Source organism: Streptomyces sp. P3 (assembly GCF_003032475.1).
GTDB lineage: Bacteria > Actinomycetota > Actinomycetes > Streptomycetales > Streptomycetaceae > Streptomyces.
This window is the reverse complement of record NZ_CP028369.1, coordinates 6,163,331-6,175,843: the sequence shown is the minus strand read 5'-3', so window position 1 is coordinate 6,175,843 and position 12,513 is coordinate 6,163,331. Positions and strand designations below refer to the sequence as shown.

The 12,513-nt window shown below is 69.8% G+C and carries 10 protein-coding genes; 7 read left to right on the top strand and 3 right to left on the bottom strand.

The genetic code is table 11. The features are described 5' to 3' along the window. Position 1 precedes the first annotated feature (1 nt). The gene (locus C6376_RS27355; RefSeq protein ID WP_107445875.1) at positions 2–892 is read right to left on the bottom strand and encodes an alkaline phosphatase family protein; all 891 of its coding nucleotides are present in this window, start codon (positions 890–892) and stop codon (positions 2–4) included. Between the two features lie 605 nt (positions 893–1,497). On the opposite strand from C6376_RS27355, the gene C6376_RS27350 reads away from it, so the two are divergent. Beyond that, a complete protein-coding gene (locus tag C6376_RS27350; protein WP_254076070.1) occupies positions 1,498–1,872 on the top strand; it encodes a hypothetical protein in 375 nt (124 codons plus the stop codon). A 41-nt stretch (positions 1,873–1,913) separates the two neighbouring features. Here C6376_RS27350 and C6376_RS27345 read toward each other — a convergent pair whose 3' ends face one another. Further along, the gene (locus C6376_RS27345) at positions 1,914–2,714 is read right to left on the bottom strand and encodes an ArsR family transcriptional regulator (protein WP_107445873.1); all 801 of its coding nucleotides are present in this window, start codon (positions 2,712–2,714) and stop codon (positions 1,914–1,916) included. Positions 2,715–2,799: 85 nt separating this feature from the next. Between C6376_RS27345 and C6376_RS27340 the strand changes: the two genes are divergently transcribed. Both C6376_RS27340 and C6376_RS27335 read left to right on the top strand, forming a co-directional pair. Further along, entirely contained in the window at positions 2,800–4,071 is a 1,272-nt protein-coding gene (locus C6376_RS27340; protein WP_107445872.1) for an APC family permease, read from the top strand. A 441-nt stretch (positions 4,072–4,512) separates the two neighbouring features. Continuing rightward, positions 4,513–5,157, top strand: a complete 645-nt coding sequence (locus C6376_RS27335; RefSeq protein WP_107445871.1) for a GAP family protein — start codon at positions 4,513–4,515, stop codon at positions 5,155–5,157. 570 nt (positions 5,158–5,727) lie between these two features. Here the strand turns inward: C6376_RS27335 and C6376_RS27330 are convergent. After that, positions 5,728–6,351 (bottom strand): TetR/AcrR family transcriptional regulator, encoded by a 624-nt coding sequence (locus C6376_RS27330; RefSeq protein ID WP_107445870.1) that lies wholly within the window; start codon positions 6,349–6,351, stop codon positions 5,728–5,730. 203 nt (positions 6,352–6,554) lie between these two features. Between C6376_RS27330 and C6376_RS27325 the strand changes: the two genes are divergently transcribed. The 4 genes from C6376_RS27325 to C6376_RS27310 all read left to right on the top strand — a co-directional run bounded on the left by C6376_RS27325 (position 6,555) and on the right by C6376_RS27310 (position 11,628). Further along, positions 6,555–7,370, top strand: coding sequence for an oxidoreductase (locus tag C6376_RS27325; protein WP_107445869.1), 816 nt, complete (start codon positions 6,555–6,557; stop codon positions 7,368–7,370). A 113-nt stretch (positions 7,371–7,483) separates the two neighbouring features. Further along, the gene (locus C6376_RS27320) at positions 7,484–9,124 is read left to right on the top strand and encodes an FAD-dependent oxidoreductase (RefSeq protein WP_107445868.1); all 1,641 of its coding nucleotides are present in this window, start codon (positions 7,484–7,486) and stop codon (positions 9,122–9,124) included. Then, a complete protein-coding gene (locus C6376_RS27315) occupies positions 9,121–10,593 on the top strand; it encodes an ATP-binding protein (protein ID WP_107445867.1) in 1,473 nt (490 codons plus the stop codon). The genes C6376_RS27320 and C6376_RS27315 overlap by 4 nt, the downstream gene beginning before the upstream one ends. Before the next feature lie 186 nt (positions 10,594–10,779). Further along, positions 10,780–11,628: an alpha/beta fold hydrolase gene (locus C6376_RS27310; RefSeq protein WP_107445866.1), complete on the top strand. Its 849-nt coding sequence runs from the start codon at positions 10,780–10,782 to the stop codon at positions 11,626–11,628. The last annotated feature ends 885 nt before the right edge of the window (positions 11,629–12,513 follow it).

Sequence of the window (12,513 nt, the reverse complement as noted above, 5' to 3'; positions counted from 1 at the left end):
GTCAGTTCCAGATGCCGGTGATGTCGGACGCCGACGCGGCGTTGCCCGCGTGCGTGGACAGACCGGCCAGGTCCTCCAGGGTGCGCAGCATGTTGTAGTGGTTGTAGGTGGTTGCGGTGGAGCTGCCGGCGGTGACGTGCTCGCCGTAGAAGACGGTGGGGATGCGGTTGCCGGACAGCTTGTTGTCCTCGTCGAAGGTGACGGCGAGGATGCTGTTGTGGGCCTTGGCCCAGGTGGTGTAGGCGCCCAGGTTGTTCTTGATCCAGGTGTCGCCCGTGGAGACCGAGCAGTCGTGCATGTCGCTGCACAGGTTCGGGACGACGAAGGAGACCTTGGGGAGGGTCGTGTAGTCGGTGGGGAACTGCCCCATGGTGAGCGCGGTGTTGGTCGGCACGTTGGAGAAGCCGAACCAGGGGTTGTGCTTCTGCGCGTAGTTGCCGCTGCTGCACGTCGTCGAACCCTGGCTGGGCAACGACTCGTTGTAGCTCTGCCACGTCTTGCCCGCGGCGATCAGCTCGGAGCCGAGGTTGGGGGCGGACATGGACCCGACGCTGACACAGCTGTCGTCGGTGCGGCCCTGGTTGGAGCCCGAGAAGAGCATGTAGTAGTTCGGCTCACTGGGGTGGGTGAGGCCGTAGGACTGGGTGAGGTTGGCGCCACCCGCCTTGAGGGTGTTGTTGATGTACGGGGCGCTGGAGCTGCCGATGACCTGCGAGTAGGCGTGGTTCTCCATGACCACGACCACCACGTGGTCGGGGGCCGGGAGAGCGGCGGCCTGCGCGGTGGTGGACGTGACGGTCCACAGTCCGATCGAGGCGGCGGTGAGGGCGACGGCTCCGGCGATTGCGGAGAGGCGACGTCGGTTGCGCTGGGGAGCCTTGACGGCGGCCATGACTGTCCTCCGGACAGAAGCGACGGACGTTCGAGGGGGGCGGCGCCGCAACACTAGGGGCCTACGACCGCCGCCGGGTGAAGGCCAGACGAACCCTGGACCCCGACAGGCAAAGACCACCCCAGGCCCAGGTCACACACAGGAAAAGTCCGACCGGGCACGTCCCGCCGGGTCCTGACCGGTGACCAGGAGGCCGGGGCCCGGCGATGTTGCACTGCCGGGGTGCGTGACTACGTGTTTTCACCGATGTCAGGGAGGTTCACGGCGGAGAGACTTGTTCGTGAGCCGCATGTCGGCGCACGCCGGATGCTGTCGGGCGGGTTCCCGATCGTGTCGGAGCTCGGTTCGGCCGGTTGTCGCCGCACCGGCCGGCGAGCAGCACGAGAGAGCGGTACAGGGAAGGCAACGTGAACCGTCAGCAGCACATGCAATTCCATGCCTCATGCGGGCACTTGATTGCGGCCCCGGCCGACCGCGCCGGGCAGAACGTCCGTTGTCCCCATTGCCACCAGGTGGTTCCGGCGCCGGCCGCCGATGTTCCGTACGCCTCGCCCGTGCTCACGCCCGGCCCTGTTCCGGCGCCGGCCAGGCCGGTGGAGCCGGCCGTGCTGACCGCCCTCTACGTGAGCGCCCTGGTCGTCGGTGTGCTCGGAGCCGTCTGCGTCTACCTGGTCATGTTCGACGAGCTCGACGAGTCCGAGCTGGTCACGATCACACCGCTGTGGTTCTTCCCGATCGTCTTCGGCCTGTACGGTTTCGTCTCCCAGCGGCTGTTGCGGCGTATCGCCGCGGGACACGCGGAGACCCTCAGCCAGGCCGCACGCCTGTCGATCGACGTGGCCGGTTACTGGGCCCTCCCGGCGATCTTCCCGTTCCTGGTGCTGAAATGGCGCAGCTCCCTGCTGGTGTCGCTGGCTGCGGCGGTCTTCTGGGCCGTACTGCTGTGGTTCTTCTTCACGGCGGTCTTCCCGACCCTCTGAGCGCGGTCACCGGGCGAAGGCGGCGACCTGACCAGGAGTGCTCACCGCTCGGACTCCTGTGGTGTGGGGAGGAGCAGGGGCAGCAGATGGCGGATGCGGATGTCGATCTCCGCTGCCGTGCGGACGAATGCGGGGCGGCCTACGGGGCCGGGGCCGGTGGTCGCTGCCGGGTCGGGGATGCTCCAGTGGACCCGGTGGACCAGCCGTGGCCGGTCGTCGACGAAGTCGGGGCAGACCTCGCGGACCTTGTCGCACAGGCTGATCACGTAGTCGAACCGACGGCCGAGGAGTCCGTCCAGGTGTCGCGGACGCTGCTCCGAGACGTCGACGCCGTACTGCTCGCGCAGGACGTGTGCGGCGTCGGCATGGACACGGGATTTGGGGTGGCTGCCGGCGCTGGTCACCTCGACCCGGCCGTGGGCGTGCCGGCGCAGCAGCGCCTCGGCGATGGGTGAGCGGGCGCTGTTGCCGGTGCAGGCGAACAGGACGGCGGGGCGTCTCGCCGCGCCCGCCTGAGCGGGCGGCGGCAGTGGTGGGGCGGGCGCGAGACCCAGCGCCGGGTGCAGGGCGCCACCGGCGCCGGCGAGCGCTTGGGCGCATCGCTCCAGGTCGAGGTGGTAGTAGGTGTCCCGGGCGTCGAAACTGCTGCGACGGGCGGTGACCAGCCCTGCGCCGCGCAGCAGCCGCAGATGGTAGGAGACCAGGTTCTGCGGCCGGCCGACCCTCAGCACCAGTTCGCGGACCCGGTAGTCGCTCACGGCCAGTTCTGCCAGCAGCTTCCACCGCACCGGGTGGGCGGCCAGCCGTACGAACGCCGGGGCGGCAGCGCCAGAGGGCCTCATGGAACGAGAAAATACATCAAACCATGTTGATGTACCTTGCTCTCCGGCAGTTGCGACCCTCCATGCCGGAAGACCGAGGCACGTCATGAACCAGCCCACCGGGCCCGCGTCACCTCAGCTCCAGCGGCGGCTCGGCGTCGCGGACGCCGTGCTCATCGGGCTGGGCTCGATGATCGGCGCGGGCATCTTCGCGGCGCTCGCCCCGGCCGCCCGCGCGGCAGGTTCCGGGCTGCTGGTCGCTCTGGCGGTGGCCGCGGCGGTGGCGTACTGCAACGCCACGTCCTCCGCCCGGCTGGCCGCCCGCTACCCGGCCTCCGGCGGCGCCTATGTCTACGGCCGCGAACGCCTCGGCGACTTCTGGGGCTATCTGGCCGGCTGGGCCTTCGTGATCGGCAAGACCGCCTCCTGTGCGGCGATGGCGCTGACCGTCGGTTCGTACGTGTGGCCCGACCACGCCCACGCGGTGGCGGTCGCCGCGGTGGTGGCGCTCACCGCCGTGAACTACGCCGGGATCCAGAAGTCCGCGTGGCTGACCCGGGCCGTCGTCGCCGTCGTGGTGGCGGTGCTGGCCGCGGTCGTGGTCGCCTGCCTCACCTCGTCGGCGGCGGGCGCGGGCCGGCTGGACGTCGACGCCGACGCCACCCTCACCGGCGTACTCCAGGCTGCGGGCCTGCTGTTCTTCGCCTTCGCCGGGTACGCCCGCATCGCCACGCTCGGCGAGGAGGTCCGCGATCCCGCGCGCACCATCCCCCGCGCCATCCCGCTCGCTCTCGGCATCACGCTGGTCGTCTACGCGGCCGTGGCGGTCGCGGTCCTGACCGTGCTCGGCCCCCGCGGGCTGGGTGAGGCGGCCGCTCCGCTCTCGGACGCGGTGCGAGCCGCCGGGGCGGAACGGCTGGCGCCCGTCGTCCGGGGCGGGGCGGCCGTCGCCGCGCTCGGCTCCCTGCTCGCCCTGATCCTGGGTGTCTCCCGCACCACCCTGGCGATGGCACGGGACCGTCACCTGCCCCATGTCCTGGCCGCCGTTCATCCCCGCTTCCAGGTGCCACACCGCGCCGAACTGCTGGTGGGCGCCGTCGTCGTGATTCTGGCCGCCACCGCCGACGTACGCGGCGCGATCGGCTTCTCCTCCTTCGGCGTCCTCGTCTACTACGCCGTGGCCAACGCCTCAGCCTGGACGCTCACCACGGACGAGAACCGTCCTGCGCGCATCGTCCCCGCGGCCGGCCTGGCAGGCTGCCTGCTGCTGGCCTTCACCCTGCCCGCCGCGTCCATCGCGTGGGGAAGCGCGGTCCTCGCCGCAGGCATCGCCGCCTACGTGACACGCCGGGCCATCACGGCGCGCCGGGCGTCATGAACCGCGCAGCGCGAGGGGCGGGTCTGTGAGACCCGGGAAGGAACTCGTCGACACCCTCGAGTGACACCTCGTCCGGCACCGTCGGCGGGACAGCCATCGTGAGCTGGGCCTCATAGGTTGCGCCGCGATCCCGGAGCCGGCGCCGGGCGCCGACGGTCTGCGGCGACTGCGACGTCGCCCACCACGTCCGGGCAACCGTGATCGGGGCCGCCCTCCCGGTGCGCCCAACAGTGCTCGTGGACTCCGCCCACCAGGCCGGCCGGACCTCGCGCCTTCGATACGCGACCGAGGCGGTGCCCCATCCGGGTGAGGCTTGCTTGACCGGCCGGGTCGTCGACCGCAGAGTCGGAATTGCGGCGCCGCAGCACCGCCACACCCTGCCGACCGGCCCGCCCGTCCACGGGCGCCTGGCGGCCCTGACATCCGGGAGCGGCTGATCCGATGGTCCTCGACCTGGTGGTGATCGGTACCGCCGTCACCCTGGGGCCTCTGCACAACAGCGCCTTCATCCTGCTGCTCTCCTCGCGGCGTGGCGTTCGCCTGGGGCTGGCGTTCCTGTTGTCGTGGCTGGCCAACCTGATCGTGGTGATCACCTGTGTGCTGCTGCTGACCGGCGGTCAGCCCCCGGCCCGTCACAGCGCGCCCTCGACCGCCGTACTCGGCGCGAAGGTCGCCCTCGGCCTGGCACTGGTCCTCTACGGGGAGCACCGGCGCCGCCGGCCGCCACGCCCGCACGGCCCACCACGCTGGACCGCCCGGATCGACAACGCGTCGCCGGCCACGGCAGCCGGCCTGGCTTGGCTGCTGCAGCCCTGGGCACTGGTCGCCGCCGGCGCCGCGACCACCGTCGACGCGGACCTCTCCACCCTGGCCGACTGGCTCGCGCTGACCGCCTATTGCCTGCTCGCCACCCTCAGCCTCATCGTCATGGAGCTGTACGCGGTCTGGGCTCCCACGGTCGCGAACGCCCGGCTGAACGCCCTGCGCACCTGGCTCGCGCAACACCAGGAACAGCTGATCGTCACACTCGCCCTGCTGACGGGCCTGTGGCTGACGGCCCGGAGCATCGCCGAACTGGTCGCCTGACCGGGACAGGCGATGCTCGCTGCGGGGCCGGCCGAGGAAGTCGCCACCCCGCGACGGCTCAGCGACACCGCCGGCGGTGTCCCTGCATCCGTCCCTGGTTCCCGCGAGAACCGTGAAAGACCCAGGCGGACCGGCCGCGTGTTCCTCGATTCGCCGGGCACGACGAGTATCGGAGGTTACTGACGAATCTGGCTGTGCGAACCTGCGGAACGGTTGAGCGTTCGGCGAGGCTGCCGAGCGGACCCGACCGCGGTCAAGGCCCGTCGGGGTGTGACACCGGCAGGAGTCCGTGATCGATCGGTCGGAGTTTCTGTAGCTGCCACGTGCCTCCAGGCGGCGGCCGAAGTACCACCGTCTGCCGGCGGCGAGGCGTTCGGCGACCGACCGTGCAGTTCAAGCCCGGCGACACCGCGCATCAGGTGGAACAACTCGACTGGATGCGGGCGCAGTTCCTCGCCAACCGTCCAGACGACCGCCCGGCGGCGCGTAAACCTACGGGCCGTGCCTCGGCGGCGTCGAAGTGGGCCGACCGCATCAGATGCCTGTGCAACGAGGCCGGCCGTGCCCTTCTCAGGTGTGGCGCGGGCGAGGCAGCAAGGCGAACGCGCTCTCCGCGATCGAGGTCAGGCGGGCGGGACTGTGGCCGAAGGCACCTACGACATCGGTCCCGCGGATGATGGTCAGCAGAAGGTAGGCGAGGTCGTCGGGATCCGCGTCGGGGTCGATGTCGCCGTTGCGCTGCGCCGCTCGCACGCACTCGGCCACCGCCGTCGCGACCACGGAGAAGCAGTCGTCGGCCAGGCGTTTCACCTCGGGGTCGGAGGCGCCGATCTCCAGGGCCATCTTGGCGGCGAAGCAGGCCGCCGCCGTCCGGTCAGAGGCGGGGGGTACGTCGGCGGCGAGTGGCACCCCGTGGACGGCGCGGAGCAAGTACCCGTGCAGTCGTTCCAGGGCGCCCTCGTCCGGTCCGGCGAGCGCCTTCCGCGGACCCTGCCCCAGCCGGGCGAAGTAGCCGGCCATCGCCTGCAGCAGCACGCCGTGCTTGCCGTCGAACGCGCCATAGAGGCTGCCGCGGCCCAGGCCGGTGGCGGCACTGATGTCGTCGACGCTCGTGCCGTTGTAGCCCGAGGCGCGGAACTGCCGCTCGGCGGCATGGAGGACGTGGTCGCGGTCAAAGCTTCGTGGTCTGGCCATACAAAGACGGTAAAGCCGACCCGCCCTTCTTGACAAGTCAGTACAGAACTGCCTAGGTTTCGGACTGTTCAGTAAACAACGTCCTGAGCTTGCCGGACAGGCTTGGTTCGGGCTTGCAGGACCGGTGCGGACCGTCTCGGCCTGAGCACAGGCGACCCCGTACAGCGCCCGACGAAGTCATGACCACAACCGAAGGAACCACCATGCAGACAGGTCCCCCCGTGGCCCTCGTGACGGGCGCCTCCTCCGGGATCGGGCGGGCGGCGGCGCTCGCCCTCGTGGGCGCCGGCTTCGCGGTGGTCGGCACCAGCCGCAACGCGGCGAACGCCGAGCCGCTCTCCGGGGTGACGTTCCTCGATCTCGACGTGGCCGGCGACGAGTCGGTCCGCTCCCTGGTCGGGGAGGTGATCGAGCGGTTCGGCCGGATAGACGTCCTGGTCAACAACGCAGGCGTGGGCGCGGTCGGCGCCGGCGAGGAGAGCTCGATCAGCCAGGCCAAGGAGGTCTTCGACATCAACGTCTTCGGCGTGATGCGGATGACCAACGCGGTGTTGCCCCACATGCGCGCCCAGGGCAGTGGCCGCGTGGTCAACGTCTCCTCGGTAGTCGGTCTGATCCCGGCCCCCTTCATGGCCGTCTACGCCGCCACCAAGCATGCGGTCGAGGGCTACTCCGAGTCCGTCGACCACGAGCTTCGCGAGCACGGCGTCCGGATGCTGCTGGTCGAGCCGGCCTACACGAGCACGGGTTTCGAGGCGAGCAGCATGGCACCCGACTCGCCCCTGCCGGTCTACGCCGCGCAGCGGGAGGTCTCCCGAGACGTGCTGGCCACGGCCGTGCGCAACGCCGACGACCCGGACGTCGTCGCGAAGGTGATCGTCGCGGTCGCCACCGATTCCAGGCCCAAGCTCAGGTACACCGCCGGCCCGATGGCCAGACGCGTCAGCATCCTGCGCCGGATCGTGCCCTCGCGCGCCTTCGACAGACAGATCCGCAACCTCAACCGACTGGCCGGCTGACCCCGCAGTACGGGGCGGCGCCCGAGGAGACGCACATGTCCGAACCAGAGACACCGAAGCCAGCATCAGCATCTCTCGTCCGACCGCTCCTGGACGCTGCACGGACCGTCATCATGACCGTGGACGACGATCCCGGGGTGTCCCGGGCCGTCGCCCGTGATCTGCGGCGGCGCTACGGCGGTTCGTACCGGATCGTGCGCGCGGAGTCCGGCGAGTCCGCGCTGGAGGCGCTGCGGGAGCTGAAGCTGCGCGGCGACCTGGTGGCGGTGATCCTGGCCGACTACCGGATGCCGCGGATGAACGGCATCGAGTTCCTCGAACAGGCCATGGACGTCTATCCGGGCGCCCGCCGCGTGCTGCTGACCGCCTACGCGGACTCGAACGCGGCGATCGACGCGATCAACGTCGTCGACCTCGACCACTACCTGCTCAAGCCGTGGGACCCGCCGGAGGAGAAGCTCTACCCGGTGCTCGACGACCTGCTGGACGCCTGGCGCGCCAGCGACTACCGGCCCGTGCCCGCCACGAAGGTCGTCGGACACCGCTGGTCGGCACGGTCCTCGCAGGTGCGCGAGTTCCTGGCCCGCAACCAGGTGCCGTACCGCTGGTACTCCACCGAGGAACCCGAGGGGCAGCGGCTGCTCGCGGCGGCCGGCGAGGACGGGCAGCGGCTTCCGGTGGTGGTCACGGCGGACGGTACGGCGCTCGTCGAGCCGGAGGTGCCCGAACTGGCCGCGCACGTGGGGCTGGCGACGACACCCACGTCCGACTTCTACGACCTGGTCGTCATCGGCGGCGGGCCGGCCGGGCTGGGCGCGGCCGTGTACGGGGCCTCGGAGGGGCTGCGCACGGTGCTCGTGGAGCGGTCGGCGACCGGCGGGCAGGCCGGGCAGAGTTCGCGGATCGAGAACTATCTGGGCTTCCCGGACGGGGTGTCCGGCGGCCAGCTCACCGACCGGGCGCGACGCCAGGCCACCAAGTTCGGCGCCGAGATCCTCTCCGCGCGGGAGGTGACCGGTCTGGAGAGCAGCGGGGCGGCCCGGCTCGTACGGTTCGCGGACGGGTCGCAGATCGCGGCGCACAGCGTGATCCTGGCGACCGGTGTGTCGTACCGGCAGCTGGAGGCGCCGGGTGCCGACGAGTTGTCGGGCCGCGGGGTGTTCTACGGGTCCGCGCTCACCGAGGCCGCCGCCTGCCAGGGCCACGACGTGTACATCGTCGGCGGCGCCAACTCGGCCGGGCAGGCGGCGATGTACCTGTCCAGGGGCGCCAAGTCGGTCACGCTGCTGGTGCGCGGAGCGGACCTCACCGCGTCGATGTCGCACTATCTCATCCAGCAGATCGCCGAGTCGCCGAACATCTCGGTGCGGGCCCGCACGGTCGTCGAGGCCACACACGGCGACGGCCACCTGGAACAGCTGACGCTGCGCGACACGACGAGCGGTCAGACCGAACTCGTCGACGCGCAGTGGCTGTTCGTGTTCATCGGCGCGGCCCCGCTCACCGACTGGCTGGAGGGCACGGTGTTGCGGGACGAGCGCGGGTTCATCCTCGCCGGGCCCGATCTGACCGCCGACGGGCGGCCACCGGCCAACTGGGAGCTGGACCGGCCGCCGTACCACCTGGAGACCAACATCCCCGGCGTGTTCGTCGCCGGGGACGCGCGCGCGGAGTCCGCGAAGCGGGTCGCGTCCGCCGTCGGAGAGGGAGCCATGGCCGTGATGCTCGTACACCGGTATCTGGAGCAGTCGTGAGCGGGCGGGTGATGCCGTGCAGAGCGGCGGAGATCAGTTCGCTGTTCCTGTTCGAGAAGCTGAGCTCCGAGCAGCTCGGCAGGCTGTGCGGCGAGGGACGGGTCGAACTGTTCGACCCCGGGCCGGTGTTCACCGAAGGTGACCCGGCGACCTGCTTCTACGTGATGATCGAGGGCGCGGTCGTCATGTCGCGCCGGGTGGGCGGCGACGACATCGAGGTGAGCCGCACGTCCCAGCCGGGGGTGTACGCGGGGGCCGTGATGGCGTACGTCGGGGACGGGAAACCGCAGCGGTACATGAACTCGCTGCGGGTGTCGGAGCCGACGCGGTTCTTCGTGCTGCCCGCCGAATCGTTCGCGAACTTCATGCACGAGTGGTTTCCGATGGCGATCCATCTCCTGGAGGGGCTCGTCCTCGGTTCGCAGACCTTTCAGCGTGCCGTCGGGCAGCGCGAACGGCTGCTGGCTCTGGGCTCGTTGTCCGCGGGCCTCACCCATGAGCTCAACAACCCGGCCGCGGCGGCCGTACGGGCCACCGCATCGCTCAGGGACCGGGTCGCGCACATGCGCAACAAGCTCGGCGTCATCGCCTCGGGCCCCTACCACGGCGACGCCCTGAAGGCCCTGGTCGACCTCCAGGAACGTACGGCCGAGCGGGTCCCCAAGGCGCCGCCACTGAGCCCGCTCGAAGCGTCCGACCGGGAGGACGAACTCGCCGACTGGCTGGACGACCACGGTGTCCCAAACGGCTGGCAGATCGCGCCGATCTTCGTGCAGGGCGGTCTCGACGTCGAGTGGCTGGAGCAGATCGCGGCGGCCGTCGACGAGCAGGAAATCCTGCAGAGTGCTATCGGGTGGCTCACCTACACGGTCGAGACCGAGCTGTTGATGTCCGAGATCGAGGACTCCACCGCCCGTATCTCGCACCTCGTCGACGCCGCCAAGCAGTACTCGCAGCTGGACCGCGCGCCCTATCAGGTCGCCGATGTCCACGAACTCCTCGACAGCACGCTGCTGATGCTGTCGGGCAAGATCGGTCCACAGGTCAAGGTCGTTAAGGAGTACGACCGTTCGGTGCCGAGGATTCCGGCCTACCCGGCCGAACTGAACCAGGTGTGGACCAACCTGATCGACAACGCGGTCTCCGCCATCAAGGGCGCGGGCGGCGAAGGGACGTTGACCGTACGCACCGCTCTGGTGCACGACCGGCTCCTGGTGGAGTTCCGCGACACGGGCCCGGGAGTGCCGGCCGAGATCCGCGACCGGATCTTCGACCCGTTCTTCACCACCAAGCCGGTGGGCGAGGGCACCGGGCTGGGGCTCGACATCTCCTGGCGGATCGTCGTCAACAAGCACCACGGTGACCTGAAAGTCGAGTCCGTACCCGGCGACACCCGCTTCCAGGTGCTGCTTCCCCTCACCGCCACCAACCCCGACACCGTCTCCGACCCGGCCCAGGAGCCCTCATGACCAAGGACACCGGCATCGACCCCAGCGTCCCGCCCAGCGGTGCCGGCTGCGTCGAGTGATTTTGACTCCTGGTTGGAGAATGCGCGGTTCTTCATACCGAGTGTCCAAACCCTGATCAACTTCACAGTCCAACGAAATGAGGGTGAATGCCATTATTGCATTCCCCTCACCTGAAAGGACAGAACCATGGAAGGCAACGGGCCTCCCGACGCGACGTACGCGAGAACCTGGAGCAACGGCCGCGGCGAGGTGCGGTTCTTCACCCGGGCCGACGGTTCGCGGCTGCGCTACTACACGGTGGGCACCGGCCCCGCCCTCGTGCTGATGCACACCGTGCGCGGCCAGCTCGACTACTTCCAGCGGGTGATTCCGCAGGCGTGGGACCACTTCACGGTCTACGCGCTGGATCTGCCCGGGATGGGATGGTCCGACATCGTCCCCGGCGCACAGTACGAGGAGCCGCAACTGCGGGCCGCAGTCGTCGAATTCGTCCGCGGACTGGACCTGAACGACGTCACCCTGTCGGGAGAATCGCTCGGGGGCGCCCTGTCCCTGTCGGCGTCGATCGACCTGAAGGACCGCGTCAGCAGGGTCGTGGCGTTCAACAGCTATGACTACCCCCAGGGCGGGGAGCGGGGAAACTGGATCGCCCGCGCCATCATCTCCAGCGTGCGGATGCCCGTGCTGGGCCCCGTCTTCGCCCCCCTCGAGCCGCGGCCCGTCTTTCGGGCAATTCTGCAGGGCGGCTACGTCGACAAGACCCGGCTGCCCGAGGACTTCATCACCGAGCTACTGAGGAGCGGCCGCCGCAAGGGCTACGACAAGGGATTCGACCGGGCCCGCGAGCGCTATCCGCGCGTGTCGGCACCCGTCACCCTCGTCTACAGCGAGAACGACTGGTCCCGGCCCGCCGAGCGAGACCGCGTGGCCGACGCGCTGACGGACGTCCACCGCATCACCGTGCCCCGCACCGGCCACTTCTCCGCCTTGGAGCGCCCCGACGAGATGGCGCGGATCCTGCTCGACGCGGCCTGACCCCAAGCGATCGGCACCCCCCGTACATCCCCGTCCAGACATTCGAGCTCCCCGACGAAGAAAGTTGTGACCGCCTTCAGGGTCGCCACGTCCTCACCCAGCCGACCGTTCCCCGACCGCAGTCGGCGGATCCCCTCGTTCTCCTCGGCGACCCCGGGCGCCTCGCCGCCGCCGGTCTCGGCCTGGGCGACCCAGCGCCACAACGACTTCCGCCTACCTTGACCTGCTTGGACACCGTCAGCACCGCCGCCGCGGTATCCGGTCGGGTACTCGGCACGGTGCTACAGCACCAGCCGGACGGCCCGGGCCCTCAGCTCGGGATCCATTTCTCCGGCACGACACGCATCCTTCCAACTCGGAAAGACGCGGCATCAAACCGGCCCCTACCTGGTCCACGCCGAGTCTCGATCAGAGCGTGACACTGCGGTCTTCTGCTGTTCCCTCGGCGAGGACTTCGCCGGCATCTACGGGCCCGAAACCATCGAGCGGTTCGGGCTGCTGCCCGGCGGCACACTCACGGAACGGGCGTCATGGCGGTGGGTGATGTACGTGAACGCCGCCTTCGCGGCCCCGCCCTGATCGGTGCCCTACTGCTGACCAAGCCCGTGATCGCCCAGAAGTCCAAACTGGATATTCCAGGCATCGTCCTGGCGATCGAGGGTCGGCCTGCCGTACTTGACAACTCAGTACAGAACCGCCTAGGTTTCTTACTGTTCAGTCCATAACGGTCCTGAGCTCACCGGACAGGCCGCGTACACGCCTGGCGCGATCGAGGGCAACCCATGCCTTTGCGCTCCTCCGCGCCGCCCGGCGTTGCGATGCCTTCCAGGCCGGCCCAAGCAGACCGGGGCCGGACTCTCCACAACGCCCACGACGGTCGCCGAC